Source organism: Picosynechococcus sp. PCC 8807, from assembly GCF_001693295.1.
Lineage (GTDB): Bacteria > Cyanobacteriota > Cyanobacteriia > Cyanobacteriales > MRBY01 > MRBY01.
This window is the reverse complement of record NZ_CP016483.1, coordinates 2,648,288-2,674,447: the sequence shown is the minus strand read 5'-3', so window position 1 is coordinate 2,674,447 and position 26,160 is coordinate 2,648,288. Positions and strand designations below refer to the sequence as shown.

26 protein-coding genes and 1 tRNA gene are annotated in these 26,160 nt (G+C 49.2%); 9 read left to right on the top strand and 18 right to left on the bottom strand.

Annotated elements, in window-relative coordinates:
- Window positions 1-128: 128 nt before the first annotated feature.
- From AWQ24_RS12910 to AWQ24_RS12860, 12 genes are all read right to left on the bottom strand, one after another.
- Window positions 129-980 carry a YadA C-terminal domain-containing protein gene (locus AWQ24_RS12910; protein WP_065717045.1) on the bottom strand — a complete coding sequence of 284 codons (852 nt, stop codon included), beginning with the start codon at window positions 978-980 and terminating at the stop codon, window positions 129-131.
- 365 nt (window positions 981-1,345) lie between these two features.
- Window positions 1,346-2,521 carry a DUF2827 family protein gene (locus AWQ24_RS12905; RefSeq protein WP_065717044.1) on the bottom strand — a complete coding sequence of 392 codons (1,176 nt, stop codon included), beginning with the start codon at window positions 2,519-2,521 and terminating at the stop codon, window positions 1,346-1,348.
- A 183-nt stretch (window positions 2,522-2,704) separates the two neighbouring features.
- Window positions 2,705-3,118: a photosystem II protein Psb27 gene (gene psb27 / locus AWQ24_RS12900; RefSeq protein WP_065711322.1), complete on the bottom strand. Its 414-nt coding sequence runs from the start codon at window positions 3,116-3,118 to the stop codon at window positions 2,705-2,707.
- A gap of 92 nt (window positions 3,119-3,210) precedes the next feature.
- Window positions 3,211-3,669, bottom strand: coding sequence for an aspartate 1-decarboxylase (gene panD / locus AWQ24_RS12895; RefSeq protein ID WP_065717383.1), 459 nt, complete (start codon window positions 3,667-3,669; stop codon window positions 3,211-3,213).
- A 126-nt stretch (window positions 3,670-3,795) separates the two neighbouring features.
- Window positions 3,796-4,422 carry an imidazole glycerol phosphate synthase subunit HisH gene (gene hisH / locus AWQ24_RS12890; protein ID WP_065717043.1) on the bottom strand — a complete coding sequence of 209 codons (627 nt, stop codon included), beginning with the start codon at window positions 4,420-4,422 and terminating at the stop codon, window positions 3,796-3,798.
- Window positions 4,423-4,512: 90 nt separating this feature from the next.
- Window positions 4,513-5,064, bottom strand: coding sequence for a DUF4340 domain-containing protein (locus tag AWQ24_RS12885; RefSeq protein ID WP_065717042.1), 552 nt, complete (start codon window positions 5,062-5,064; stop codon window positions 4,513-4,515).
- A gap of 8 nt (window positions 5,065-5,072) precedes the next feature.
- Entirely contained in the window at window positions 5,073-5,519 is a 447-nt protein-coding gene (aroQ, locus tag AWQ24_RS12880) for a type II 3-dehydroquinate dehydratase (RefSeq protein ID WP_065717041.1), read from the bottom strand.
- Window positions 5,520-5,577: 58 nt separating this feature from the next.
- Window positions 5,578-5,721 (bottom strand): hypothetical protein, encoded by a 144-nt coding sequence (locus AWQ24_RS16285; protein ID WP_156785477.1) that lies wholly within the window; start codon window positions 5,719-5,721, stop codon window positions 5,578-5,580.
- A gap of 185 nt (window positions 5,722-5,906) precedes the next feature.
- The gene (locus AWQ24_RS12875) at window positions 5,907-7,166 is read right to left on the bottom strand and encodes a competence/damage-inducible protein A (protein WP_065717040.1); all 1,260 of its coding nucleotides are present in this window, start codon (window positions 7,164-7,166) and stop codon (window positions 5,907-5,909) included.
- Window positions 7,167-7,229: 63 nt separating this feature from the next.
- Window positions 7,230-7,302: transfer RNA gene (locus AWQ24_RS12870), tRNA-Thr, on the bottom strand.
- 58 nt (window positions 7,303-7,360) lie between these two features.
- A complete protein-coding gene (locus tag AWQ24_RS12865; RefSeq protein WP_030007607.1) occupies window positions 7,361-8,005 on the bottom strand; it encodes a response regulator transcription factor in 645 nt (214 codons plus the stop codon).
- 63 nt (window positions 8,006-8,068) lie between these two features.
- A complete protein-coding gene (locus tag AWQ24_RS12860) occupies window positions 8,069-8,485 on the bottom strand; it encodes a ferredoxin (protein WP_065717039.1) in 417 nt (138 codons plus the stop codon).
- Between the two features lie 121 nt (window positions 8,486-8,606).
- On the opposite strand from AWQ24_RS12860, the gene AWQ24_RS12855 reads away from it, so the two are divergent.
- Window positions 8,607-9,347, top strand: coding sequence for a DUF561 domain-containing protein (locus AWQ24_RS12855; protein WP_062435935.1), 741 nt, complete (start codon window positions 8,607-8,609; stop codon window positions 9,345-9,347).
- Window positions 9,348-9,437: 90 nt separating this feature from the next.
- On the opposite strand, the gene AWQ24_RS12850 is transcribed toward AWQ24_RS12855, so the two are convergent.
- A complete protein-coding gene (locus AWQ24_RS12850; protein ID WP_030007610.1) occupies window positions 9,438-9,626 on the bottom strand; it encodes a hypothetical protein in 189 nt (62 codons plus the stop codon).
- Window positions 9,627-9,978: 352 nt separating this feature from the next.
- Between AWQ24_RS12850 and AWQ24_RS12845 the strand changes: the two genes are divergently transcribed.
- From AWQ24_RS12845 to argB, 4 genes are all read left to right on the top strand, one after another.
- Window positions 9,979-11,205, top strand: coding sequence for a bifunctional sterol desaturase/short chain dehydrogenase (locus AWQ24_RS12845; protein WP_012308115.1), 1,227 nt, complete (start codon window positions 9,979-9,981; stop codon window positions 11,203-11,205).
- 3 nt (window positions 11,206-11,208) lie between these two features.
- Entirely contained in the window at window positions 11,209-11,418 is a 210-nt protein-coding gene (locus AWQ24_RS12840) for a lipopolysaccharide assembly protein LapA domain-containing protein (RefSeq protein WP_030007611.1), read from the top strand.
- A gap of 56 nt (window positions 11,419-11,474) precedes the next feature.
- The gene (locus AWQ24_RS12835; RefSeq protein ID WP_012308113.1) at window positions 11,475-12,035 is read left to right on the top strand and encodes a shikimate kinase; all 561 of its coding nucleotides are present in this window, start codon (window positions 11,475-11,477) and stop codon (window positions 12,033-12,035) included.
- Window positions 12,036-12,170: 135 nt separating this feature from the next.
- Window positions 12,171-13,082 (top strand): acetylglutamate kinase, encoded by a 912-nt coding sequence (gene argB / locus AWQ24_RS12830; RefSeq protein ID WP_012308112.1) that lies wholly within the window; start codon window positions 12,171-12,173, stop codon window positions 13,080-13,082.
- Here the strand turns inward: argB and AWQ24_RS12825 are convergent.
- Entirely contained in the window at window positions 13,079-14,260 is a 1,182-nt protein-coding gene (locus AWQ24_RS12825; RefSeq protein ID WP_065717038.1) for an RtcB family protein, read from the bottom strand. The genes argB and AWQ24_RS12825 overlap by 4 nt on opposite strands.
- A gap of 195 nt (window positions 14,261-14,455) precedes the next feature.
- Between AWQ24_RS12825 and AWQ24_RS12820 the strand changes: the two genes are divergently transcribed.
- Entirely contained in the window at window positions 14,456-15,997 is a 1,542-nt protein-coding gene (locus tag AWQ24_RS12820) for a pentapeptide repeat-containing protein (RefSeq protein ID WP_065717037.1), read from the top strand.
- Here the strand turns inward: AWQ24_RS12820 and AWQ24_RS12815 are convergent.
- Complete coding sequence (locus AWQ24_RS12815) at window positions 15,994-19,626, bottom strand: hydantoinase B/oxoprolinase family protein (RefSeq protein ID WP_065717036.1); 3,633 nt, start codon at window positions 19,624-19,626, stop codon at window positions 15,994-15,996. The two genes, AWQ24_RS12820 and AWQ24_RS12815, sit on opposite strands and share 4 nt — an antisense overlap.
- Before the next feature lie 121 nt (window positions 19,627-19,747).
- Between AWQ24_RS12815 and AWQ24_RS15945 the strand changes: the two genes are divergently transcribed.
- The gene (locus AWQ24_RS15945; RefSeq protein ID WP_012308108.1) at window positions 19,748-19,948 is read left to right on the top strand and encodes a chaperone DnaJ domain-containing protein; all 201 of its coding nucleotides are present in this window, start codon (window positions 19,748-19,750) and stop codon (window positions 19,946-19,948) included.
- 80 nt (window positions 19,949-20,028) lie between these two features.
- Here AWQ24_RS15945 and AWQ24_RS12810 read toward each other — a convergent pair whose 3' ends face one another.
- On the bottom strand, window positions 20,029-20,238 hold the full coding sequence (locus AWQ24_RS12810; RefSeq protein WP_012308107.1) for a ferredoxin-thioredoxin reductase variable chain: 210 nt from the start codon (window positions 20,236-20,238) through the stop codon (window positions 20,029-20,031).
- A gap of 231 nt (window positions 20,239-20,469) precedes the next feature.
- Here AWQ24_RS12810 and AWQ24_RS12805 point away from each other — a divergent pair, with 231 nt between their 5' ends.
- Window positions 20,470-22,443, top strand: a complete 1,974-nt coding sequence (locus AWQ24_RS12805) for a flotillin family protein (RefSeq protein ID WP_065717035.1) — start codon at window positions 20,470-20,472, stop codon at window positions 22,441-22,443.
- Window positions 22,444-22,548: 105 nt separating this feature from the next.
- On the top strand, window positions 22,549-23,760 hold the full coding sequence (locus AWQ24_RS12800; protein WP_065717034.1) for an S-layer homology domain-containing protein: 1,212 nt from the start codon (window positions 22,549-22,551) through the stop codon (window positions 23,758-23,760).
- 67 nt (window positions 23,761-23,827) lie between these two features.
- On the opposite strand, the gene AWQ24_RS12795 is transcribed toward AWQ24_RS12800, so the two are convergent.
- The gene (locus tag AWQ24_RS12795; protein ID WP_012308104.1) at window positions 23,828-24,550 is read right to left on the bottom strand and encodes a heme oxygenase (biliverdin-producing); all 723 of its coding nucleotides are present in this window, start codon (window positions 24,548-24,550) and stop codon (window positions 23,828-23,830) included.
- A 493-nt stretch (window positions 24,551-25,043) separates the two neighbouring features.
- Window positions 25,044-26,135 (bottom strand): Fe(3+) ABC transporter substrate-binding protein, encoded by a 1,092-nt coding sequence (locus AWQ24_RS12790; RefSeq protein ID WP_012308103.1) that lies wholly within the window; start codon window positions 26,133-26,135, stop codon window positions 25,044-25,046.
- Window positions 26,136-26,160 lie beyond the last annotated feature (25 nt).

The window sequence follows — 26,160 nt, the reverse complement described above, 5'->3', positions numbered from 1 at the left end:
ACACTTGGCATTAGTGTCGTAAGTCATTTTTTTATAAAAAATAAACCTCATACCTAAAGATATAAAGTACGAGGTTTATCTTACTTAAAGTAGAGAAAAAAATTCTACCCAATCAATAGGATGTGATCTTAGAAACTAATACCGAGACCAGCACCTGCTGAGAATGTATCTTCATTCAATCCCCATCCGGCACTACCTTTAAAAGTCACAGCCGTACCGGTACTGTTTGGATCAGTGAAGAGGAATTTTGCGGCGGCACCGAGGGCCGTTTCGTCTTGGAAAGTACCAAAACCAACACCAATACCAAAGCGGTGGCCAGGACGTAGTTCAGGTTCTGCATTATCCATTGCAATAACACTAGCTACACCAGCTCTGAGCTCCTTGACATCTTGCTTAAGATCAGCAATGTCAGCAGCGTTGGTCGCAATGTTGGTGGAGTTGGTCGCGATATCGTTAGCGTTGCTCACAATGTTGGTGGAGTTGGTCGCAATATCGTTAGCGTTGCTCACAATGTTGGTGGAGTTGGTCGCAATATCGTTAGCGTTGCTCACAATGTTGGTGGAGTTGGTCGCAATATCGTTAGCGTTGCTCACAATGTTGGTGGAGTTGGTCGCGATATCGTTAGCGTTGCTCACAATGTTGGTGGAGTTGGTCGCGATATCGTTAGCGTTGCTCACAATGTTGGTGGAGTTGGTCGCGATATCGTTAGCGTTACTCACGATGTTGGTGGAGTTAGCATTGTTGCAACTAACTAAATTATCAACAGCATTTTGAGTAGAACCTTCAGTTGCCACTTCCGCAGTAGTGATGTTCAATTGGAAGTTCTGAAAAGAGACAGAGCTAATTACAGTAACACCATCAATTGTTTGGGCAGGACAAGCTTGTGCTGCTGCACGAGGCGATGCAAAAGACCAACCACTGAGGAGGACAGCAAGTCCAAGGATGTTGTTGAATAAGAGGCTATAATTTTTGATTTTCATTGGAGAATTGTTTCCCTAGTTGTACTGTTTAGACTAGTCACCTTAAAAATCTTTCCTGGATTGCAAAGCCCAGATTTTAACTTATTGCGTTTGTCAAGAATTTAGGTTTAGCAAACTAGTCTAAGAGAGTGCCGTTTTGAGGAGACGAAACAGGTGTGTGAACTGATTGCTTCCAAAATATACCTCGAAACCTTCCGAAAAACAGCAAATGTCTTTGTGTTGCAGTATTTGTTTTTCTTAAGTCTTTTGCGTAATACATGACTATATCTCATGTATTAATCAATGTGACTTTTATGACTTTCTGATACTGGTCATCATGAATTCAATCCACTTTTTGAAGCACATAGGAAATGTAGCCGTAGTGCTTATGCTTGTTCAAGTTGATCATTAACCAAATTTTGGATAATGCTTCGGTAACCACGAATATTGTCTGGATTCTTAGTACTGTACCGATACAAAGTCTTTTGAGCTTGATCTCTATACTCGTCTAACTTCAGATCATGCTCCGTTAAGGCCTGTTTAAGAGCTAGTGCACCTTTTTTGACATCGAATTCCGGATAGTAGTAACCGCAGTCTTGCAAGAAAGGAGAGTTATGGACTAGAGGAATATCGTAATACAAAGCATCAAGATAAAGATAATTTAGTTCACAGAGATGTTGGTGGCTGATCACTAGACTGCAGTCAGAGTGAAAAATATCAATTACTGGATAGCGTTTTTCAGAAGACAAAATCTTTTGGCAACTCAGATAGCTATAAAAATGCTTAAAAGCCTGACGTTCAATAATATGATTAGAGCAATAAATTCGAGCATTCTTGCGTCCAAAAATAGACGAATCTTGAGAATATAAGGATTCCACAATTGTTGTCGGAATCACAAAATTTTTCACAAGATTGATATTGGGTTCTAATATGCCAATATGCTTACTATTATTCTTTTGATAGCGTGGGTTAAAATTAGGATTGATAGTTGTTCGATCAACTTCTAATTTTTGCAAAAACCAAGGTTCATATAAATAAGGACTAATCGTCACTCGAGATTTAGAGACTGTCTCGACATAGGATTTGTGATAGGCATGATGAGGTGATATCCAGATTTCATCAACCATGCCGGGTTCACGTTGAAGAAGTGCACCGCTAAAACGATTTTCAATATTGTAAATAACATCTTCAATCAACCCCCACATGATGATCCCAGCATGAAATTCAACAATTTTAGTGGAGTACTTTTTCTTGATTTTTTTCATCAAGTTAGGCGCAAGATAAGCCTCTGTCGTGATCAATACATCATAGACAAGATGACTATCTAAATCTGGGTTGAGATCTTTTTGTTCAACTAATGGCGTATCTTCTCCAACTTCCACACGATTTTTTAGAGATTCTTCCAGGACATTTTCCTCACAAATGACATAGGAAATATCAAATTCTGGAATAGAGCGAAATAACTGCACCAGAAAATAAGTGTTTTGTTCTAGCCCATAATTATATTTGGTGGCTAGTCCTTTGTACTTAGAAATGATAAATCCGATTTTGATTTTTTTCATTGCTTATTTATTGATTCTCTTAGAGCATTGATCGGCTTCATTGGTTAAAAGTAGAAGTACAAAAAAATCTATGAATTCATATTGCTTAAACAGAGCATTCTTCTTTTTTTGGTTTGCCAAGAAATAAAAAAGGAATTAACATAACTATTCGTTAATTCCTTAAATATCTTTGGAGATGATTAATTAAATTCCACGTTTAACAGCAATATTCGCTTTTTCAAATTCTGTCGCTAAACGTGTTTTTAATTTTTCAGGTAAAGGGCGACTACCAAAGGAACTGTAATAGCCAGCCAAAGCATTCAATGCAGTTTGCATGGTAGTGAAAGAACGCAACCCAGAGGTTTTGGGGTCACGACGATAGCGGGACATGTATTCATTCATCTGCAAGCGGGCCGCTGCCTGCACTTCGCTGCGGTTAGGGGCATCGCCAGGTAGTTGAATGGCTTCAGTCAGATTTTCGACGACGAGCAAAGTATCATCTACATATTTCCCGGTTAGGCCACTGGCACTGGTGCCGCTACAGGCTGTTAGTCCGGTTACGCTCACCATAATCACCAGGGCGATCGCCACAAGGCGAGATAAAAATTTCTTTAACATAGTTTTTCGGTATAACAAAGCACGCTTAGAGCTAACTGTTATCCTACCGCGAAAATTCAACCAATGCTTATCACCCTATTTGATAGGATTTGTTAGCAAATTAGCATCGGTGCGTCCGTCGTCACTGAGGATTGATCTGTTACCTGTAAGTTAGCCCCTGGTTGGCCTTGGGGATTGAGGCGTTGCTCAAAAAACGTCTGGCAGCGGTTTTGCTCATCGGCCAGGATCACTTTTGCTGTATGACCTTGCGCTAAAACACTGGCGCGATCGCGTAATTCATAGGCTGCGACAATCAGGCGATCGCCGGGAGTACAAAGATGGGCCGCCGCACCATTTAGACAGACGACACCACTATCTCGCTCACCAGGCAAAACGTAGGTGGTCAGGCGGTTACCATTTTCGACATTCCAGATATTGACTTCTTCGAGGGGCAAAATTCCTACTTTCTCGATCAGGGCTTGGTCGATGGTGATACTGCCCACATAATCTAGCTCAGCCTGGGTCACCCGCAAATGGTGGAGTTTCGCGTGCATCAGTTTGATTTGGGCCATGGTAAAGGAGAACGGTAAAGGTAAAGAAAGTTGATTGGGAAAGGGGGACATCCCTCTAAATCTCTCTTCGGAAGGGAGACTTTAATAAATCTCTAAATCATTTTTCTGCAAGAGACTTGAAGAATTTCATTGCTGCTTAACCCAGTGCACAAAATTTTCGAGGATTTTTAGGCCAATCGCTGAGGATTTTTCGGGGTGAAATTGCATCGCAACTAAGTTATCTTTGGCGATCGCCGCTGTGACGGTTTGCTGGCCGTGGGTGACGGTGGCGGCATTTACTTTAGGATCTGTCGGGGCCACATAAAAAGAATGCACAAAATAAACGAAGGGATCTTTCGGTAAATCCTGCCAAATGGGATGATCCGGTTGGGTTAGTTGCAGTTGGTTCCAGCCCATGTGGGGAATGGTAATCTCTGGCTCTGGCTGAAATCGTTTCACGCTGCCGGGAATAATGCCTAAACCTTTTTCTGTGCCTTCGGCGGAACTGTCAAATAAAATTTGCATCCCCAAACAAATGCCGAGGAAGGGTTTGCCACTGGCGATCGCCTGGTGAATGGAAGCTTCGAGGTGGCGATCGCGGAGATGTTGCATCGCCGGATCAAACGCCCCAACCCCCGGTAAAACGACCGCATCGGCCCCCAGGATTTGTTCCGATTGATCCGTGATTGTGGGAGTTGCCCCCGCTTTTTCTAGGGCTTTGCAGGCGGAGTGGAGATTCCCCATGTCGTAGTCAACAACCGCAATATTCACCATCTTCTCATTGCCCGAACGTTCACGTTAGAAACCCCTAACATACACCACAAAAGGAATTTGATCCTAACAATTTCTTTAGAATGTTGACGCTTAACTTTCATTCACCCATTCCGACAACTGCCGGGTTACAGCATGACGAAATTCCAGCGGCAAGACTAGAACAATATTTTCATCATTTAGGCGACCATAGATTTTGGTTTGGTCAAAATTTTCAGTGCCGAGGCTGAGTTGAGAGGGTTGAGTTGCCGCTGTTTGGAGCGTGATCACAGCTTTGGGTTCAAGGAGGCCATAATCGGCGAGTTCCTCAGAGGCCACAGAAAAACTAGCGTAACTCTGGGGTTCGATGAGTAAATTGAGCAAATAAGCGATCGCCCCCCGATTTGCCGGTTTTTCAACGGGACTGGTCAGCCACCATTGAGGGACGGGTGCAAAGCGTTGTTCAAAGTTGAGGGTTTCCCCCTGAATTTCTAAAGACAAAGAACGGATCTCCGCTTCCTGAATGGGAAGAAGCACCTCAGCATCTGCGGCAACGAAACCTGATTCTGAGGGTGTTAAGGTATTTTGTCGTTGCGTAACAGCCCAGGTGATTCCCCCAAGTCCCAAGGCGATCGCCAGCCAAATTCCTGTACTCCGCTGCACCATGGCGATTTTTATCTAGCGCGGATATGGTTTACCAAAGCCCGTAAACCGAGATAGTAACTTTCCGCCCCAAAGCCGCAGATTTGACCCACTGCAATGGGCGCGATATAGGAATGGTGACGGAAGGTTTCGCGCTGGTGAATATTGCTGAGATGCACCTCTATGGTGGGTAAATTTACCGCCGCTAAAGCATCCCTAAGGGCGACACTGGTGTGGGTGTAGGCCGCCGGATTAATCAAAATGCCAGAAAATTTACCGAGGGCGGCCTGGATCTGATCGACTAACGCGCCCTCATGGTTGGATTGAAAACAGTGCAGAGAAACACCAAGAATTTTTGCCTCCTTTTCGAGGCGGGTGTTGATGTCTTTGAGGGTTGTGGCGCCGTAGATTTCAGGCTCCCGTAAGCCCAACAAATTCAAATTGGGCCCGTGGAGCACAAGGATATTCAAAGTGGACAACGGTGGTGAACCTAACGCAGATTAACTAATAAGGTTAGCATCCCAACGTCCGAGGCCTTTAGTAGCGGCGACGTTGACGGTCGTGGACAGGGATCGGGATGAGTTCAGGCTCAGGTTCGGCCGCTGGCCCAAGGAGGGTTTCAATGACTTTGCCCGCCCACTCTCTGAGTTTTTCCAGTACTTTTTCGATATAGCCCATCAAAAAGACGACTCCTGTAAACTCGATGTACCACGCTCTGATTTATTCATCATAAATCTTGGCGTCTTTGGTACGTTGTTCTTATAGATATATTAAGAATAACACAAGCTTTTCGGGGGGCGATCGCCGAATCCTTAGTTAGGGCCGAGACTTTTTCCTCAGAAACCATAATATTTCGTAACAAAACTTTAAGATTTGTCGCTCTTTAAATATCGCCTGAGGCCATCGAGGGCATCACAGGCACTTAGGTAACGAATCAATTCCCGGTCTCGGTTTGTACCGTAGCGGTAGGTGTGGCTAAATACGTGATTTTGGGGATCGGCCCAGGCGATACAAACCAAGCCGATGGGTTTGGCGGAGTCATCACTCTTCGGGCCAGCAATGCCGGTAATGCCAATGCCCCAATCGCTACCGAGGGCTTGTTTGGCCCCCAGCGCCATTTGTTGGGCCACGGTTTCACTGACGGCTCCCTGGTTTTGCAGGTCGGCAGAATTCACGCCGAGAAGGTTGATTTTTACCGCATTGGCGTAGGCAGTAATGCCTCCTAAAAAGTAGTCGGAGCTGCCGGAAACGCTTGTAATTAGTGCGCCTAGGCCGCCGCCAGTGCAAGATTCGGCAACGGCTAGGGTTTCCTGGCGCGTCCGTAGTAAGTCGCCGATGACTAGGGGGAGACTGGCCCCATCGGAACCGAAATAATCTAATCCGGCGATCGCCTTAATTTCTGCAACCACCGGATCCATTAATTTTTTAGCTGCGGCAACAGATTCTGCCCGGGCTGCCACCCGTAACTTGACTTCTCCCTTGGAGGCATAGGGAGCTACGGTCGGGTTCGTCAACGCAAAAAGATGATTCACTTTAGCGGCTAGACTCGATTCACCAATGCCCCGGAAGCGCATCATTTCACTGTGAATCACAATCTGACCGTAGCCTTGGGCCTTGAGGTAGGGGACAGCAGTTTCTTGCCACATCCGCTTCATTTCCCCAGGGACGCCCGGAAAGGTAAAAATTGTTAGTCCCTCAATGGGTTGCCAAATCAGACCAGGGGCAGTTCCCGTTGGATTCGGGAGAATCTCTGCTCCCTCTGGCAAAAGGGCTTGTTTACGGTTGTTGGGGGTCATGGTGCGCCCCCGTTGGGCAAATTTTGCGGTGATATCGGCGACAATCTCTGGTCGCTCGATGAGAGGCGTTTGGAAATAGGCGGCGATCGCCTCGGTGGTGAGATCGTCGGGGGTGGGGCCAAGGCCACCCGTAAAGACGATAATTTCTGTCCCCCGTTGCACGGCAATCTCTAGGAGGGAATGGATGCGAGCAATATTGTCTCCCACCACAGACTGAAAATAATGGCTGATGCCAAGCTTTGCGAACTCCTGGGCAAGGTACTGGCTATTGCTATTGACGATATCTCCCAAGAGAATCTCGGTGCCGACACAAATAATTTCCGCCGCCATGGTGCTCCTTCAGTAAAAGGCGATCGCCTTCTCTCATTTGTTTGGTAAACATTTAATTTTAGAAGCCCACAACAGGACTTGAACCTGCGACCGGCTGATTACAAATCAGCTGCTCTACCAACTGAGCTACGTGGGCATTGGTCTCTAAACCGTATGCAAGTATAGCAAAAACGCACTGGAAATTGTCAAGCCTTTTAGACCAATCGACTATCCATGGCCCACCGCGCTAGTTCCGTGCGGTTATTTAAGCTGGTTTTGTTCAACATATTCGACACATGGCTTTCGATGGTGCGCTGGCTCACATTGAGCTTTTCGGCAATTTCGCGATTGGAAAGTCCCTGGGCCACAAAGCTCACAACCTTAGTTTCCGTGGGGGTAAGCTCCACATGACTCGGCACCTGAAAGGCCATGGACGAGGTTGTCGCCCCAGAATGACTCAGGATACGCCGGGCCTGGTTTAACGACGATTCCACCTGGGCGACTAATTCTTCTGGTTCAAAAGGCTTCACAAGGTACACATCCGCCCCTTGGTTCAGGCCCTCGATGCGATCGCGGGTTTGCCCTTTTGCCGAGAGGAAAATTACAGGGATCCAGCTAATTTGCGAATTTTGACGGACATTTTGGATAAAGGTATAACCATCCATTTCTGGCATCATCACATCACAAATGATTAAGTCAGGGGTTGTCTCTTCGAGGATTTGCAGGCCTTCGACACCATTGGCCGCGGTCAACATGTCATAGCCGCGAAATTCGAGATAATCGCGCACTAACAAAATGAGATTGGGATCGTCATCAATCAGGAGTAGAGTCGTACCTTGGGGATTAGGAAAATCGCTCATGGCAGGAATAGGGTCGCAAAGATCAGGGTTAGCCAAATCTTAGCAAAGGAATTTTGGCTGGGATTATGGATTTGGGACGGGGTTTACTGGTGATGGTTCGGGTAGGGGATGGGCCATAAATACATAATCCTGGACGGGGCGATCGCCGATTAAATGCTCCTGAATAATCCGTTCAATGACTTCCGGTGTAGCACTGTGATACCAAATGCCATCGGGATAAACCACCAAAATCGGCCCCTGACTACAGACCCGGAGACAGTTCGCTTTCGTGCGAAAAATGTGGGGTGAAGCGTCACTAGGAGCATCTAATCCCAATTCTTTGAGGCGTTTTTTGAGATAATTCCAAGCGTCAATGCTGGCCTGCTTATCACAGCATTTGGGCTTCGTTTGATCAGCACAGATAAACACATGGCGATCAATTCGGTCGAGGCCAAGATTCTGCGCACAGACTTTCAAACTTGCATCGCATTGTTCTACCATTACCAAGATTCTCTAGGGGGACGCGAACAATTTTAGCGAGTCAGGCGATCCAGCGGCGAAGGAAGGAACATTGAAGGATACACTAGAGGGAAGCAAAAATTTTGAATAACTGTTTGATTCTATGGATCCCATGCTCAAAGATGCCTTTGCTCAACGTCGGGCATTAAAAGTCATTAGTGGTTTGAATAACTTTGATGCGACCAATGTTCTCGCTGTGGCCCGGGCAGCCGAAGCCGGTGGCGCAACATTCGTCGATATTGCCGCCGATGCAGATTTGATTCGTCAGGTGAAAGAAGTCATTTCTCTGCCTGTATGCGTGTCTGGGGTTGATGCTCAAGTTTTAGCTGATGCGGTTGAAGCGGGGGCTGATCTTGTGGAAATTGGAAACTTTGATGCATTCTACGCCCAGGGGATTCGCTTTGAGGCAGAAGAAGTGCTGGCAATCACTAAAGCAACCCGTGCGTTATTACCCAACGTAACCCTCTCGGTAACGGTTCCCCATATTCTCGCCCTCGATGAGCAGGTCGCCCTCGCCGAACAACTCGTGGCAGCGGGTGCAGATATTATCCAAACAGAAGGGGGTACTTCCAGCCGTCCCACCAGCGCTGGAACCCTCGGTTTAATCGAAAAGGCAGCGCCCACCTTGGCTGCAGCCCATGCCATTTCCCGCGCGGTAGATGTCCCTGTGATGTGTGCGTCTGGGTTGTCTGATGTGACAGCTCCCATGGCGATCGCCGCTGGTGCTGCTGGGATTGGCGTCGGCTCTGCAATCAACAAACTCAACGATCCCCTGGCGATGGTGGCAATGGTGCGCCAATTAGTCGAGGCCCTTGATGGTGCCGTTGTGGGCGTAGAAGCTTAAAATTTCGTGCCAGCAGCTTCGGTTAAGGCCAAAATAAAACCCTCCATCGTGCATGGGGGGCTTTATGTTAGGAGTTTTATTTCTTGCTTCTCAGGACAACAACAAATGATGGAGACAGTTGTTCATCAAAAAGTACACAACCATCATGGCAGCGGCGGCGGCGGCAACTAAGGTTCCTGCCAACATCAGAGAAAACTCCTGTTGGTCAAATGCCTGTTGCATCAGGTGGAGTGACCACGCAACTAAGGCAACATCAAAGATGAGAATTGGAACCAGCATATTTTAATTTTTGTTAACTTGGCTCCATTCTAATACATTGTCTTGCAAATCAGCGGGAAAAATTCAGGGTGTCTTAAGATTTACGGAGCTGCCTAAAGCCTTATTTTGTCGAAGCTTGCGGGGATCGCGATCAAAAATAACTTTAAAATCCACTGATTTTTATTTTTGTCAAGTACAAATTGGCAGACATCAAGTCCGAGGTGTAACGGGGTTCAAGGCGATCGCCAAAGGGAGGGCTTGGGTTGTTAGCCTGGGAAGGCTCGACAGCAGAGGAAGTTCCCAAGAAAAAGAAACAATGCTACAACAATTGGGTAGCAAAAACTCTCGATAATTCTTTTGTAATTCTTTGGGCATGATCAGCAGTAGCCAACTTGTTCTCGGTAGTGGTCTGGTTTTTGGGTCTGTCTTTTGGGTGGAACTGGTGCGGGATTTGTACCATGTCCTTGCCCATGTTTGGGAACCAGTGGGCCGCCTCCATGGATGGCACCATCGGGTTTTCCGGCGAGATCTAACGCCAGTCAACGCGGAAATTTACCGAAAAGCCCATTGGTACAATGATGTGCCAGAGGCGCTGGTGATGCTCAGTTTTGGGCTACTGCTTTGGGGGCTATTGGTTGCGCTAGCGGTGCCCACGGCTTGGCTGGGATTGGCGGGCTGCTTGTACACGCTCTCGTTTTTGGGGGCGGCGATCGCCAGGGGTTTGGGTTTACCCTACGTGGATGAACTGACGGATCTGACCCATCGTCCCGGAGACTTTACCGAGTTACCAGGGGATTGGTTTGTGAATCGTCCTTACCACTGGCGACACCATTTTGATAACCAGGAGGCCTATTACTGTGGCACTTTTACCCTCGTGGATAAACTAATGGGCACAGCACTTTCTCTCAAAGGTAAACGAATCGCTGTAACCGGTGCTTCGGGGACCCTGGGCCATGCTCTCCTCACAGAACTGCACCAGGCTGGAGCCAAGGCGATCGCCCTCACTTCGAGCCAAGAAACGATTTCCCTGACAATTAAAAATCAAGAAATCCCCCTGCAAACGGTGCCTTGGCAAATCGGCGCAGAAGCAGATTTATTAGAAACCTTAAAAAAAGTTGACATTCTTGTCCTTAACCACGGGATCAATGTCCATGGCGATCGCACCCCCGCAGCAATCCACAAATCCTACGCGATCAATACCTTTTCCCAGCAGCGTTTAATTGAGCTGTTCCTTAGCACCGTGGAAACCAACCAAGACCGGGTACGCAAAGAAATTTGGGTAAACACCTCCGAAGCGGAAGTCAGTCCCGCCGTCAGTCCTCTCTATGAACTGAGTAAGCGGGCCCTAGGCGACCTCGTTACTTTACAGCGGTTGGATTCTCCCATCGTGATCCGCAAGCTAATTTTGGGGCCATTCAAAAGTGCCTTAAATCCCGTGGGCGTGATGTCAGCCCGCTGGGTCGCGAAGGGGATTGTCGGTGGGGCTAGGCGAGATTTTCGCAACATTATTGTCACCATCAACCCCTTCACCTATCTGCTATTTCCCATCAAGGAATTTTTTGTGGCAAGCTATTTCAAGCTGTTTAGTCGCGGAGCATAACCCATGCAGACCCTAGGCCGCTTGATTGCCATGTCTCTTCTTGCTGCTGTGATAGTGGTGGTGGCGGTGGTATCGATCCAGAATATTGAACTGGTGTCGATCCGCTTTCTTCTGTGGCAATCGGTGCGTTTACCTTTCGGCATCTTACTCGCCATTGGGGTCGGGCTGGGTCTGATTTTGGGCAGTTTAATTCCCCTCGGCTCTCGTCGTTAGGGCAGTGGGAAAAAACCCTTTATGATGGTTGTCTGTCGGTTTGGACTCGCTAATCCATGGATGATTTGCTCAAAGGTTTAAATATTTATCTCATCGGCATGATGGGCACGGGGAAAAGCACCCTCGCAGAAATTATTGCGGAGTTGATGAATTACCGCAGTTTGGATTCGGACAGCATCATTGAAACCCTGGCAAAGCAGTCGATCAGTGAGATTTTTGCCGAGATGGGAGAGGCGGAATTTCGCAAACTCGAAACCCAAGTCCTGAAGCAAATTGCTGTGCAAACACGGACGGTCGTAGCGACAGGAGGCGGCATCGTTGTGTCCCAGGCCAATTGGTATTATCTGCGCCAGGGTTTGACCATTTGGCTGGATGTGCCAGTGCCAATCTTGGTAGAACGGCTGCGGAGTGATACATCGCGCCCCCTTTTGCAAAATGTTGATCTTGAGCGCAAATTAACGCAACTGCTCCAACAGCGGCGATCGCGTTATGCGGAGGCAGATTTACATATCCAAATTCCCGGCAATCGTCCCCCCCGGGCCGTGGCAGAGGACATCATCGCCCAAATTCCTTCGGTGCTGCGAAAACCGCCAGAATTTATTGGCGATCGCCCTTGAATTAAGGCTCAAACCTAAAAATTCGTTAAAAATGCTAATCGGGAACAAATGGGGCGATCGCCGATCCCGTACAATACCGACCCATGTCGAGCCGCATCACCGGGCTCAGTCCATCCTTAGAAACGACAACAATTCATGGAAAGCGAATACATCAGAGAAGTCGAAGCCACCCGCGTCCGCATCCTCAGCGAAGCCCTCCCTTATATGCAACAATTTGCGGGGCGTACCATTGTGGTGAAATATGGTGGCGCTGCGATGAAAGACAGCACCCTCAAAGATAAAGTGATTCGCGACATTGTCTTTCTCTCTTGTATCGGTATGCGGCCGATTGTTGTCCATGGCGGTGGCCCAGAGATTAATACCTGGCTGGCCAAATTAAACATCGAACCCCAGTTTAAAGATGGCCTGCGGGTTACCGACGCCGACACCATGGATGTGGTGGAAATGGTGCTTGTGGGTCGGGTGAATAAAGAAATTGTTTCCTTAATCAACCAAGAAGGCGGCGCTGCCGTGGGCCTCTGTGGCAAAGATGGCAACATGATCCAAGCTCGCCATGTCGGGAAAGAAGGGGTTGGTTTTGTCGGGGAAGTGACCACTATTGATACCAAATTGATTCAATCTCTCGTGGAAAATGGCTATGTGCCCGTCATTTCCAGTGTTGCCGCCGACGAAACAGGTCAAGCCCACAATATTAATGCCGATACCGTCGCCGGGGAATTAGCCGCCGCCCTAAGTGCTGAAAAGCTGATCCTACTCACCGATACCCCTGGCATTCTAGAGGATTACCATAATCCCGCAACCTTGATTCCCCGCTTGAATCTGCAGCAGGCACGGGAGTTAATTGATCAAGGCGTTGTGTCCGGGGGGATGATTCCCAAGGTGACCTGTTGTGTGCGATCGCTGGCCCAAGGCGTTAAAGCCGCCCACATTATCGACGGACGGATCCCCCATGCTCTGTTGCTCGAAATCTTTACCAACGATGGCATTGGCTCGATGATCGTCGCATCGGACTACCTCAGTCAGTTTCCGATGTCCCCTTTCCACTAGCCCTTGATGCAAAGCACTTGTTTCAGGGTGGCGACCACTTCCACTAAATCTGCCTGTTGCGCCATCACTTGTTCGATGGGTTTGTAGGCGGCGGGAATTTCGTCGATGATGCCAGTATCTTTGCGACATTCAACCCCAGCCGTTTGGGCCACCAAGTCATCTAAGGTAAAGGTTTTTTTGGCTTTGGCCCGCGACATTAAACGTCCCGCACCGTGGCTACAGGAACAATAGCTCATCACATTGCCTTTGCCCTTAACGATGTAGGATTTTGCGCCCATGGAACCGGGAATAATACCGTAGTCTTCCTGGCGTGCCCGCACTGCCCCTTTACGGGTGACGTAAATCTCTTCGTCAAAATGGGTTTCTTGTTCGGCATAGTTGTGGTGACAATTCACAACCATCAAGGCTTTTGTTGGTTTGCCACCAGCGAGATGTTTTTCGATGACCTTTTTAAACCGCGCCAGCATCACATCGCGATTGAAATGAGCATAATTTTGAGCCCATTGGAGATCGCGCCAATAAGCTTCAAATTCCGGCGTACCTTTCACGAAATAAGCGAGATCGGGATCTGGTACTTTAGTTTCCGCGAGTTTCAGAAGATCCTTGGCGGTGCCAATGTGACATTGGGCAAGTTTGTTACCAATATGCCGCGAACCGGAGTGGAGCATTAACCACACATTATTTTCTTCATCCAAGCACACCTCAATGAAATGATTGCCGCCACCGAGGGAACCCATTTGTTTGAGGGCTTTGCTTTCGAGGTTTTTCACGCCCCGATGAAGATCTTTAAAGTTTTGCCAACCACCCCAATTACTCACCGTTTTATCAACGTCTTTGTTTTCTTCAAAACCAACGGGAATAATGGCTTCGAGGTCTTTACGGATTTGCTTGAGTTTGCCGTCGAGGCGATCGCCTGTAAAGGGCAATTTGAGGGCGGCCATTCCACAACCAATATCGACCCCCACCGCTGCGGGAATGATGGCATCTTTTGTGGCAATGACAGAACCCACCAAGGCTCCTTTCCCTAGGTGAACGTCGGGCATCAGGGAAACGTGTTTAAACACAAACGGTAGTGAGGCCACATTTTTCGCCATTTGCAGTTCCTGGGAGGCTAAATCATGGCCAGCCCAAGAATAAACGGGTTTTTCGGTTTGGATCGGTAGGGGTTGGTGGGGCATCGGGGGCTACGGAACGGTAGTAAAAATGAGGTGATTCAAAAAAGAAATTGGGTTATTTATCACTCCTTCAGATCATAACGATTGCGTATCCAAGCATAAATATTTTTAACGTTTAGTTGATAAATCATGGCACCCTTGCGACGGGTTAAAGGGTGGGCACTAGGATAGAAAATCATCGGTCGCAGCAGGGCACTTATGAATTATTACGAGATTTTGGGGATTCAGATTACGGCCAACCAACGGGAAATTAAAACAGCCTACCGACGCAAGGCGATCGCCCTCCACCCAGACACCCTGACGATCAATACCCCCGCCGACCAACGGAAACAAGCGGAGGAAGATTTTAAGGAACTCAATCAGATTTACGAAATTTTATCTAATCCAGAACAGCGACAAAAATATAACCAAGACCTCCAAGGCACTGAAAAAGCAGATCGATTGCGCACCGTCCGGCAACTCCGGGATCAACAAAATTTCCAGGCGGCGATCGCCCAGGCTCAGAGCCTCTACGGGCAATTTCCGACCGATACCCAATGCGCCAATCTCTACGGCGAAGTTTTAATGCTCTATAGTCGCCAGTTGCTCGACAACAATCCGGTGGCGATCGCCCCAGAAATTAAAACCTATCTCGAATTAGCCCTATCGGTGGTGCACTCACCCCGTATCAAACAGCAGATCCAACAACTTCTTGCTCACTTTGAAAAAACAGCCAAACAAAAAAAGACTACCCAACATCCGCCCGATAGTGAAGCGCCCCAGGAGTCATCTAACCTGATCAGCACTAAGCGCGCGATCCAACTCCTCAAAGCCGGGGAAGCTGGCATCAAAGCCTGGAACCAATTCCGGGAATATGAAACCTATTTACCCGACCTCGCCGGTGCTGATTTGAGCGGCATGGATCTCAGTCAGACCAATTTGCAGGGGGTCAATTTACGAGGGGCCGATCTGAGTCAGGCGAACCTAGGAGGCACAAATTTAAGCCAGGCCCAACTGATGCAAGCGAATTTAACAGGTATCAACGGTGAGTTGGCTAACTTTAGCCAAGCAGATCTGACAGAAGCTAACTTAACGGATAGCTGTCTAGTGAACGCTGATTTCAACCAAGCCAATTTAACCGCGGCAACTCTGAATCAAGCCAATGCTTACCGCGCCAATTTCCAGGGGGCAAATCTCCAGAATGTGCACTGGTGCGGGGGAAATCTGGGAGAAACCAACTGTCTCCAGGCGAGCTTTGCGGGAGCGATCCTCAACCAAACCAACGGCAAAAAAGGCAACTTTACAGCAACGACATTTACCAACAGTCAGTGGGAAGGGGCGGTGTTGGTAGATGCGGACTTTTCCCAGGGGAATCTGGAGCGAATGGAGTTGGCCAATGCCAATTTGTCGAACGTTAAATTTATCGGCGCGCGGCTCTGCGGCACGAACCTCAATGGCAGCGCCACCCAAGGCAGCAAAAAATATCCCTATTACCAGGGCAGCATTGATTTTTCTGGGGCAGATTTGTCCTGTGCCACCTGCATCGAAACGGTTTTTCCCAAGTCAAATTTCAGCAATACCCGCCTGCAAAATACCAATTTCGACCAGGCAGACCTCAGTGGCAGTAATTTCCAGGATGCGGTACTCCACAACACCAGCTTTCTGGGGAGTAACCTACGCGAAACCGATCTCAGTGGCACAAAGTTTTATTTTGCCTACGTGAACGCTCAGACGAAAATTACCGGGGCGAAGGGCATTTAACCAGGGGAGCCATAGCCACCCCCCCCAGGGGTCTGGATTTCTAGGCGATCGCCTTTTTCCATCGCCACTTCAACGGTACTGGGCAATATTCTTTCAATGCCATCGCTGCGGATCACTTTATTTTTCCCACAAGCGCCCGGTAAGCCCCCCTCTAAACCAAAGGGTTCTACTAATCGCCGACTGGACAAGATCGCGGCGGTCATCGGTTCCCGAAATTGCAAGCGACGGATCACGCCATTCCCGCCATGAAATTGCCCTGGGCCACTACTATTTTTACGTATGGAAAATTCTTCTAGGAGCACCGGGAAACGCCATTCCAAGACCTCTGGATCCGTCAGGCGAGAATTGGTCATGTGGGTTTGCACCGCATCCGTCCCGTGGAAATTTGGGCCAGCGCCGGAGCCGCCGCAGATGGTTTCGTAATATTGATACTGGGCATTCCCAAAGGTGAAGTTGTTCATTGTTCCCTGGGAAGCCGCCATCACCCCCAAAGCGCCATACAAACAATCGGTAATATTCTGCGACACTTCCACATTGCCTGCCACCACTGCTGCTGGATATTGGGGGTTGAGCAGACAGCCTGGAGGAATAATCACCTTGATGGGCTTGAGGCAACCATAATTTAGCGGGATGTCGTCCTGTACCAAACTCCGAAAAACGTACAACACCGCTGCTTGGGTCACAGCTTTCGGGGCGTTAAAGTTCGTCTTTGATTGGGGGGAAGTGCCCGTAAAATCCACCGTGGCCGTTTGCTGCTCGCGATTAATTTGGATGCTGACCTGGAGGCGATCGCCATTGTCTAGATTGACGGTAAATTCCCCGTCTTGGAGTCGTTGAAGCTGCTGTTTGACCGCTTGTTCGGCGTTATCTTGCACGTGCTGCATATAGGCCAAAACCATCCCCTGACCGTAATGGCGCACCAGTCGTTGCAGTTCCTGGAGTCCTTTTTCGTTGGCGGCAATTTGCGCCTGGAGATCCGCTAAATTCTGCGTTAAATTGCGCACGGGATAAACCGCGTCCGTGAACAATTGCGCCACAGTTTCCGTTTGGAATTTCTCCTGTTTCACAAGGCAAACATTGTCGATTAAAATCCCTTCTTCCTGGATCTGGGTGCTTTGGGGCGGCATCGACCCCGGTGTAATCCCCCCTAAATCGGCATGGTGACCGCGAGACGCAACGAAAAATAAAGGTTTAGCCTGAGTATTTTCCCCTTGTCCCGGCGCGAAAACAGGCGTAATCACCGTCACGTCGGGTAAATGGGTGCCGCCATTGTAGGGGTTATTCGACATATACACATCTCCGGGTTGGAGGTGCGTTCCGTGGGCCTGGATCAAGCTGTAAACGCTCTCACTCATGGAGCCGAGGTGGACAGGAATGTGAGGGGCGTTGGCGACGAGGTGACCCTGGGGGTCGAAAATCGCACAGGAAAAATCGAGCCGTTCTTTGATATTGACCGAGTAACTGGTGTTTTGCAGGGTCACGCCCATCTGTTCGGCGATCGCCCGAAAGAGATTATTAAAAATTTCGAGGGTGACGGGATCTGGTTGACTGAAATCTGTTGGTAAAGGTGTAATTTCCTGAGAGATGTCACTGACTTTTTCGAGGATCAAGTGATTGTATTCATTTAAGCAGCCTTGCCAACCGGGTTCGATCACATTTGTGCCAGTTTTTTCGATGATCAAGCCAGGACTGGGAATAACATCACCGGGCTGGAGGACGGCGCGGTCATAAACGGGGGTTTGTTGCCATTTACCACCGCTGTACATCGCAACTGTTTCCATCAGTTTTACAGTGCCAGCAGTGCGTTGGGAATGGGGCGTTTCCGTCGCGGCTTGGGTTTCGCAAATGAGTTCTAGGCTAATGGATTCGACGATCAACGCCTTATCGGGCAGAGTAAACCCATAGCGTTGTTGGTGGAGGGCGGAAAACTCTGCCACCATGGTTTTTTGATCAGCGAAGGTGACGATTAACGTCGAGTCGGTGCCCTGGTATTTCAGATGAGCTTTCTGTTCCTCAAAAATTTCGGCCTCGCTTGGGGGATGTTGCTGACTAAGTTCCGTGGTGGCCTGGTGCTTAAGTTGCTGGAATTCTGCTTCTAGTTCAGGGAAAAGATCCGCTTCTAAGACTTTTTCAGTGGCTTTTTCCTTTAAGATGCGAATTTCGGCCAAACCAATGCCATAGGCGGACAACACCCCCGCAAAGGGATGGATCACAATAGTTTTAATCCCCAGGGTATCGGCGATCGCACAGGCATGTTGTCCCCCAGCCCCCCCAAAGCAGCAGAGGGCATAGTCACTCACATCGTGACCCCGTTGCAGGGAAATTTGCTTGATTGCGTTACTCATATTCTCCACGGCGATCGCCAAAAAACCAGCGGCAATCTCGGCGGGCTCTTGCGCTAAAGTTTCAGCGAGGGCTTGGAACTTTTCTGTAACAATGGCGCGATCTAGGGGAGCTTTACCGTCTGAGCCAAAAACCTGCGGAAAGAAATCTGGCTGAATTTTTCCTAGGAGCACATTGCAGTCCGTGACCGTCAGTGGCCCCCCTTTGCCGTAACAGGCTGGCCCCGGATGCGCCCCGGCAGATTCTGGCCCGACCCGAAACCGTGCGCCGTCGTATTGCACTAGGGAACCGCCCCCCGCCGCGACAGTGTGGATCGCCATCATCGGTGTTTTCAAGCGTACCCCGGCAATTTCCGTTTCAAAGCTGCGTTCGTAGCTACCGTCGTAGTGGGCGACATCGGTGGAGGTGCCTCCCATGTCAAAGGTGACAATTTTCTCAAAGCCGGCGATCGCACAGGTTTTTACCGCCCCGACAATGCCCCCCGCTGGCCCGGAGAGAATGCTGTCTTTCCCTTGGAATTGCGTTGCCTCCGCCAGCCCCCCATTGGACTGCATAAACATCAGCTTTGGCCCCTGGCTCTCGGCTTGGAGATAACCCGCCACCTGATCCACATAGCGGCGCAAAATTGGCGATAAATAACCATCTACCATCGTTGTATCCCCCCGACTAACCAGCTTCATCAACGGACTGACCTGGTGGGATAGGGAGATTTGCGTAAACCCGATTTCTTTGGCGATCGCCCCAATTTGTCGTTCGTGGTCAGGGTAACGGTAGCCATGCATCAACACCACGCCACAACTGCGAATCCCTGCATCAAAAGCGTTTTGTAAATCCTGCCGCACTTGATCGAGATCCAATGGCTGCAAAATATTGCCTTGGGCATCGACTCGTTCCGCCGCCTCGATCACCCGTTCATAGAGCATCTCTGGCAGCTTAATCTCTAGGGCAAAAATATCCGGGCGATGTTGATAACCAATACGCAACGCATCCCGAAAGCCCTGGGTGATCACGAGAACTAGGCGATCGCCTTTGCGCTCTAGGAGGGCATTGGTCGCCACCGTCGTCCCCATTTTGATCACTTCAATATTTTCAGTGGGGATCGATTGATCCGGACTGAGACCCAATAAATTCCGGATACCCTGCACCGGCGCATCGGGGTAACATTCTGGATTTTCTGACAGCAACTTATGGGTAACCAGCCCGCCATCGGGGCGTTTTGCGACGATATCCGTAAAGGTGCCACCTCGATCAATCCAAAATTGCCAGCGAGAAGAAATTGTCACCATAATCCTCTGGGTTCCAAGGTTTGCGTGGTCTTGAATAAAGTCTATTTGTTTTGCGTTCTGTGGTGTCACCAGCGAGAAATTTGGTGTTCAATGGAGCAGGCTTTTTATTTTCTTCTGTGCCATGACAACTGATACCACAACTCTTTTGTGCCAATATTGTGCGGGTCAAGGTTTTATTATCGAGCGCGATTGTGGTGGCCAAGCCCAATACGAAATGACCTGTCCCCTGTGTGGCGGCACTGGAGAACTTACCCCAGAGGTAGACATTGACTCCACAGACCAAAGTGAATCTAAAAACTTAAGGACACTAGGTCAGTCCTAATGTCCCATCGAGAGCACCCTCAAAAAAATAATTCGTTGGGTTAATTTATAGCTGGGCCGGCGATCGCCCCTGACTGAGTTTTAGATGACTTCGATTTCCTCTTCCCGGAGGTGGGCCGCATATTTCGGGTCGAACCGGACTTTGATTGGTAACGTTGCGGTGATCGGGCGGCCGATAATCGTTTCGATGGTCCCTTCCATACCTTTTAGATCAAAGGCTTTTTTCCGGTTTTGGGGGTGGTTGTACACAATGACAGATGCCGTAACACGGATGCGATCGCCAACGTTCATAAACCTTTCTTGTCCTCTCTCGTACAAATATCTCTAAAGCTCTCTGGAGAGCAAACAGTTTTTCCATTGTACATAGCCATGGGCTCCCTACCGCACTGTTTTTTTGGAACTGGCGATCGCAAAAAGCCCATTCATCGGACAGATGTAAATATTGTTGCGTGAATCGCTTGATTCCCAGGGGACACGGGCAAAATAAAAACAGAATGCCCGTTACCAAAGGATGCGTGCCCCATGAAGTTTTGGTTTACCCTGCTCCAATCTCTGCCTGAACTGAGCACCATGGATGTAGAGTTACTCGATTCCGAAATCGACACCCAGGCACTGCGGCTTGATCCGCATCCCACCTCCCCGGCCTCGGCCACCCTGACCCCCGCCCAACTCCCCGTTAGTGGCGCGTTGATCTTTCCAGGCATTATCGTCACCCTGATTGTGCTCTTTTTGATGAGCATTTGGGCCTACACCAGGGTCTATGTCATTACCCCCAACAACGAAGCCTTTGTCCGTACCGGGGGCGTGATTCGCAAAAAGAAAACGGTCATTCTCAACGGGGGTTGCATTGTTCTACCGGGATTCCATGAGTTAACTCGCGTACCGCTGCGGGAAATTTCCATCGATGTCGAACGTACCGGAAACCTCGCTGTCCGGACTCAAGATTACCTGCGGGCAAATATGCGGGTCACATTTTACGTTTGTATCAATGCCAATGAAGAAGATGTTTTAGTCGCCGCCGCCCGGTTATCCAAGCAGGGGCGCATTTCCGAAGCAGATATCAAAGAAGCCCTGGAGAAACGAGCCGATGACGCAATTCGGGCCGCCGCTAAACGCAAAAGCATCGCCGAAATTGATTCTGACAAACTGGGATTTGCTGACGAGGTCTTGAATCTAATTCAGCAGGATCTCAAGAAAGTAGGTTTGACCCTTAACAATATTGCCATTTCTGAAATCGAAGAAAGCGACACCTACGATGAAAATAATTTCTTCGATGCCCAAGGCGTCCGCCTCCGCACGGAAACAATCCAAAAATCCATTAAACAAAAACTCGATGTTGAGTTAACGGTGCTGAAGGAAAAGCGGGAGCTGGAACTCAACACCAAGGTAGAAATCGAAGAACAGGAACTCGCCGCCGAACAAAAATCCCTGAAGCTGGCTAAGGCAAAGGAAGAAGCCAAGCTCAATCAGGCGAAGGAAATTGAGTTTCTTAAGGCACAACAGGCCCAGGAAATTCAGGCATCTCAAGATCAAGAGTTAGCCAAGATTGAACGCAATCGTATTCTTCAGGAAAAGGCCGTCGAAGAGGAAAAAATTCAACAGAAACTTTCGATTCAGCAAAATCAAATTGCCGCTGATATTTCCCTCGAACAGCAAAATAAAGCCCTCAAAATTGCCATGGCGGAGGCGGAAGAGGAAGCCAAAATCGCCCAACAACAGGCGGCGATCGCCATTGCCAATAAAGAAAAAGAACGCCTCGCCGCCGAGGCCGAACGCACCCGGGCCGAAGAAGCTGTGGCCACCTCCAAGGCCGTCGAACAGGCCAACCGGGAACAACGCCTGGCGATCATTGATGCTGAAAAAGAAGCCGATCAAAAACGCATCGCTGACCAAAACGTGGTGGAAATCGATGTGTTCCGGCGGCGGCGTCAAGCAGAAATTGCCCGTCAAGCGGCGGAACTAGAGGCCGAATCGATCCGCACCCTGGCCGATGCCAACCGCTACCAAGCCCTCGCCGAGGCCCAGGGGAAACAGGCTCTAATCGAAGCAGAAAATGCCCTGAGCAATGCCAACCGCACTGCGGAATTGATGAAGCTCTTTTTACCGACCCTCGCCGACCAACTGCCAGACATTATGAAATCCCTCGCTCCCCAACCCGGCGTCCTGGGCGATGCAAAAGTATTTGCCTTTCCGGGCACCAATGGCGATGGGGCTGGCCTGGGGGAGATTAATAAATTGTTGCTCTCGACGAGCGGTTTGTCGTTGGTCAATGGTCTTTTAGAAGACGGTAAATTGGGGACGCTGTTGGCCCAGGTGAAAGGCTTGTTGCAGGATAACGATGCAGACACCAGCAATAACGAGGTGTTGCAAAATGTGGAAACTCTCCTGGCTGAGTTAAAAGAGAAAAAGACAACGACAACATCCTCTGAAACCTCGCCGCTACCCACTACTTTTGTCCCGCTGCCCAAGGAGGCAAAAGATTCTGAAGGGGCATAATTTTTTCAGGGATTCTTAAACTCGATTTTCCAAAAAGGCGATCGCCAACCGAGCGAGGGAATACGCTACGATCACAAACGATGTGAATTTAGCGGCAAACCAGGCGTGCAGTACAGTTGGCAGAAATTTGGACTTTTGGGTGGGTTATTGGTGCTCTTGGGGGGCTGTGCCCAGTTAGGCAATTTAGAGGAGAGTCTAGCTCCCGATCCGCGCCTCGTAGAACAACAGGAACAGGCTGCGGAAACCGACCCCCCAGCAGATTCGTCCTTACCGACTGATTTTCCGGCAGAAATTCCCCTCTATCCCGAAGCAACCCTCATTCAAGCAGAAGACAAGACCACCGTCTGGGCGATCGCCGATAATGTCCAGAGCCTCGAAGCCTTTTACCGTAAAGCCTTTGGCGAAGCTCCCTGGGAAATTGTCGCGTCCCCCACTGCCGCGACGGATAATCTCTTAGAAATTGTCGCCCGCACCAGCGACCTAGAAGTAACCCTGTCTTTGTCGGAAGCTGCTTCTCCCACTACCAATGACTCCGACCAGGCCGTCGTGGGCACCACCTTTGTCCTCAGTTACCGAACTTTAAGCACCACCGGGACTAACGATCCAGTACCGACCGATAACGCAAATGCGGAACTTCCTACCCAGGTGCAAGATCTCGTTGCCCTCCAGGTTTTTACCGCTGCGGATTTTCAGGCCGATACGGTGATCACCAGACGCCAATTTGCCCGCTGGCTTTTCAAAGCCCACAACGCGATCTATGGCGATCGCCAAAACCAACAAATTCGCCGCGCCAATGCCAGCAGTAAACCCATCTTCACCGATGTACCGGCCAGCGACCCCGACTTTCCGTTCATTCAAGGGTTGGCCGAAGCCGGAATTATTCCCTCAAGCCTGACCAACGACACCATTACCACCTTTCGTCCCGATGCCCCCCTCACCCGGGAAAGCCTGATCGCCTGGAAAGTGCCCCTTGACCGTCGCCAGGCTCTGCCCCAAACTAGCCTCGATAATATTGCTGAAACCTGGGGCTTTCAGGATGCCGCCCAAATTGACACCAGAGCCCTCCAAGCCCTCTATGTGGATTTTCAAAACGGCGACCAAGCCAATGTGCGGCGGGTATTTGGCTATACCACCCTCTTCCAACCCCAAAAAACGGTCACTCAACAGGAAGCGGCGATCGCCCTGTGGTATTTCGGCTATCAAGGCGAGGGCCTCTCCGCTGCCACTGCCCGTGGCGATCGCCAAACCTCGAACCAAAACCAAAGTAACCAAACCACTGATACAGAGACCAATCCCCCTGCTTCCCAAAACCCATAGCTAAAAAAAATTCCCCAATCACAACCGCGACTGAGGAATTCATTGTTTGAGGTTTAGACGAAACTTGTTAGTTGCTCGCCGGGGATAGATCAGCGTCGGTGCTACCCTTGGTGCGGCGACGGGTCAAGGTATTGAAAAGCATTACACCAATGGCCTTAACGAGGTTTCCTTCTAGCTCCTTGAACATATTCATATTCATGCCAAAGGCATCATTAGCTTCTTGGACAATTTGCTCTGCCGTTTCTTCCGGCACATCCAAGCTGTTCATTGCTGCCCGGTACTTGTCTTTAAAGGCCTTTTCATCAGAGATATTCTCAAACTCATAGAAGGCCGTCCCTTCGCCGTCGAGGTTCATCGCGTTTTGGGCAATTTTCTTGAGGATTTGTCCCCCAGAGAGATCGCCCAGGTAGCGGGTGTAGGAATGGCTGACTAAGAGTTCCGGTGCGGTCTGGGCCACTTCATGGATGCGATCCACATAAGCCTGACCAGCGGGAGTAATTTTTGCTTCGGCTTGCCAATTGGGGCCAAAATAATAGCGTAGATCCGTTTCGAGACTTTGTTTACGGTTTAACTCAGGGAAATAAATTTGGGAGACAACGGGATGATCCTTGAGGCGCTCCATCTCCTCTTCCATCGCTGAGTAAACATAGTAAAGGTCTGCCACAAGCTTCCGGTAGGATTTTTTCTCCACGACTCCCTTCAGGAAGCATTTCACGAAGCCAACGTTTTCCGCCATCGTGTGGGAAGTTTTCGTTCCCTCTCTCAACATTGTTGCTAGGTTAGCGACCATAGAAATAAGTCCCTTGTTCTTACTGAAAATGAATAGATATTAAAAGGTTTGTTAAAGAAAGTTAACAAAATTAAAAGACTGCTCAGTTTCGTAGGTTAACTGGTTTTACGGGTTTATGCTATTAAGTTTTTTTACGGGGAAATCGACGTGTTTTTTGTCAGACTTGCGCGGGCTTGGCGTTGGGATAAGACGGGCTTTTGGGCGGCTCGGCCCTGGAGATTGGGGGCAATTTTCGCCGGGGATAGCTAATGTTTGTGATCCTGAATAATCTGCTGAGGAACTGATTCGGTTTTGGTTTCCTTTCGGTGGCGATCACCATCAAATCTTCGCCTCATTGCGGTTATGGGAAAAAGTCAATCTCCTGAAAAATAACAGAAATGAACGGGCCTCGATGGAGCCTCTTGCAAAAAAAATCTTCCCCCAAAGGTCTTGAAGGAAGATCATTGCTATGTACATCAATAAGAGGAAAAACAAATGGTGCAGGGGGCCGGATCTATTTCCAACCAGCACGATCCATCAACATGACGGCTTCGGCGTTTTGCTCACCAAAACTTTCGAGGGGTAGATCCGAAGCTGTCCAGTCGCCAAACTGAGCTACCACATCATTGGGGGCAACGGTATCCACCACGGGATATTCATTATTATTGTTGGCGAAAATTTCCTGGGCTTCTGGGGTCACCATAAACTCTAGAAATTCTTGGGCTGCTTCGACGTTCGGTGCATTGGCGATAATGCCAGCCCCACTGATGTTGATGTGGGTGCCACCTTCGCCTTCGTTTTGGTTCGGGAAAAATGCTCCAATATTTGCCACGATTTCTTGATCTTGGGGATCTTCAGAGGCACGCAGACGGGCGACATAGTAGCTATTGACCAGGGCGACATCACAAACCCCAGAAGCGACGGCTTGAATTTGGGCGGTATCGTTCCCTTCCGGCTCGCGGGCGAAGTTCGCCACTAAACCCTGTACCCATTCTTCGGTGGCTTCAGCGCCTTTTTCGACAATTTTCGCAGCCACGAGGGACTGGTTATAGGTGTTGCTGGAGCTGCGGACACAAACCCGGCCTTCCCATTTCGGATCAGCGAGGTCTTCGTAGGTGGACAGTTCAGCCGGATCAACGGTTTCGGTGTTGTACACAATAATCCGCGCCCGTTTTGTCAGACCAAACCAGGTGTTGTCGCTACTGCGCAGGTTTTCGGGAATGGCACTGGTCAGCACTTCGGACTCTGTGGGTTGCAGTAAACCATCCTGTTGGGCGCGCCAGAGTCTGGCCACGTCTACTGTGATCAGGACATCAGCGGGACTATTTTCACCCTCGGTTCTGATCCGTTCTAGGAGTTCGTCGTCACTGCCTTCGATGAGATTAACCTCAATGCCGGTGGCTTCAGAAAATGCTTCGTATAATTCTGCGTCGCTGTCGTAGTGCCGCGAAGAGTAAAGGTTAATTTCACCGGTTGCTTCACTGGAGGGAGCACCAGGATCAGTGGTTGTATCGGTGGCACCATTGTTATTGGTAGCTGGGGTGCAACCGGTGGCGATCGCCAAGCCAAGAAAAAGTCCGCAGAGGGACAGGGAACGGGATTTCATAAAGCGTTGTAATCGAGAGATGATG

What these genes read in the sequence shown, in the direction of transcription:
- hisH (WP_065717043.1), bottom strand. Translation starts at nt 4,422, where the DNA reads ATGGTGAATATTGCGGTTGTTGACTACGACATGGGGAATCTCCACTCC.
- argB (WP_012308112.1), top strand. Translation starts at nt 12,171, where the DNA reads ATGGAAAGCGAATACATCAGAGAAGTCGAAGCCACCCGCGTCCGCATC.
- AWQ24_RS12825 (WP_065717038.1), bottom strand. Translation starts at nt 14,260, where the DNA reads ATGCCCCACCAACCCCTACCGATCCAAACCGAAAAACCCGTTTATTCT.
- AWQ24_RS15945 (WP_012308108.1), top strand. Translation starts at nt 19,748, where the DNA reads ATGACAACTGATACCACAACTCTTTTGTGCCAATATTGTGCGGGTCAA.
- AWQ24_RS12845 (WP_012308115.1), top strand. Translation starts at nt 9,979, where the DNA reads ATGATCAGCAGTAGCCAACTTGTTCTCGGTAGTGGTCTGGTTTTTGGG.
- AWQ24_RS12885 (WP_065717042.1), bottom strand. Translation starts at nt 5,064, where the DNA reads ATGGTGCAGCGGAGTACAGGAATTTGGCTGGCGATCGCCTTGGGACTT.
- AWQ24_RS12835 (WP_012308113.1), top strand. Translation starts at nt 11,475, where the DNA reads ATGGATGATTTGCTCAAAGGTTTAAATATTTATCTCATCGGCATGATG.
- AWQ24_RS12795 (WP_012308104.1), bottom strand. Translation starts at nt 24,550, where the DNA reads ATGGTCGCTAACCTAGCAACAATGTTGAGAGAGGGAACGAAAACTTCC.
- panD (WP_065717383.1), bottom strand. Translation starts at nt 3,669, where the DNA reads ATGGCCCAAATCAAACTGATGCACGCGAAACTCCACCATTTGCGGGTG.
- AWQ24_RS12790 (WP_012308103.1), bottom strand. Translation starts at nt 26,135, where the DNA reads ATGAAATCCCGTTCCCTGTCCCTCTGCGGACTTTTTCTTGGCTTGGCG.
- AWQ24_RS12805 (WP_065717035.1), top strand. Translation starts at nt 20,470, where the DNA reads ATGAAGTTTTGGTTTACCCTGCTCCAATCTCTGCCTGAACTGAGCACC.
- AWQ24_RS12875 (WP_065717040.1), bottom strand. Translation starts at nt 7,166, where the DNA reads ATGGCGGCGGAAATTATTTGTGTCGGCACCGAGATTCTCTTGGGAGAT.
- AWQ24_RS12840 (WP_030007611.1), top strand. Translation starts at nt 11,209, where the DNA reads ATGCAGACCCTAGGCCGCTTGATTGCCATGTCTCTTCTTGCTGCTGTG.
- AWQ24_RS12815 (WP_065717036.1), bottom strand. Translation starts at nt 19,626, where the DNA reads ATGGTGACAATTTCTTCTCGCTGGCAATTTTGGATTGATCGAGGTGGC.
- AWQ24_RS12850 (WP_030007610.1), bottom strand. Translation starts at nt 9,626, where the DNA reads ATGCTGGTTCCAATTCTCATCTTTGATGTTGCCTTAGTTGCGTGGTCA.
- AWQ24_RS12905 (WP_065717044.1), bottom strand. Translation starts at nt 2,521, where the DNA reads ATGAAAAAAATCAAAATCGGATTTATCATTTCTAAGTACAAAGGACTA.
- AWQ24_RS12810 (WP_012308107.1), bottom strand. Translation starts at nt 20,238, where the DNA reads ATGAACGTTGGCGATCGCATCCGTGTTACGGCATCTGTCATTGTGTAC.
- psb27 (WP_065711322.1), bottom strand. Translation starts at nt 3,118, where the DNA reads ATGTTAAAGAAATTTTTATCTCGCCTTGTGGCGATCGCCCTGGTGATT.
- AWQ24_RS12865 (WP_030007607.1), bottom strand. Translation starts at nt 8,005, where the DNA reads ATGAGCGATTTTCCTAATCCCCAAGGTACGACTCTACTCCTGATTGAT.
- AWQ24_RS12855 (WP_062435935.1), top strand. Translation starts at nt 8,607, where the DNA reads ATGGATCCCATGCTCAAAGATGCCTTTGCTCAACGTCGGGCATTAAAA.
- AWQ24_RS12820 (WP_065717037.1), top strand. Translation starts at nt 14,456, where the DNA reads ATGAATTATTACGAGATTTTGGGGATTCAGATTACGGCCAACCAACGG.
- AWQ24_RS12860 (WP_065717039.1), bottom strand. Translation starts at nt 8,485, where the DNA reads ATGGTAGAACAATGCGATGCAAGTTTGAAAGTCTGTGCGCAGAATCTT.
- AWQ24_RS12910 (WP_065717045.1), bottom strand. Translation starts at nt 980, where the DNA reads ATGAAAATCAAAAATTATAGCCTCTTATTCAACAACATCCTTGGACTT.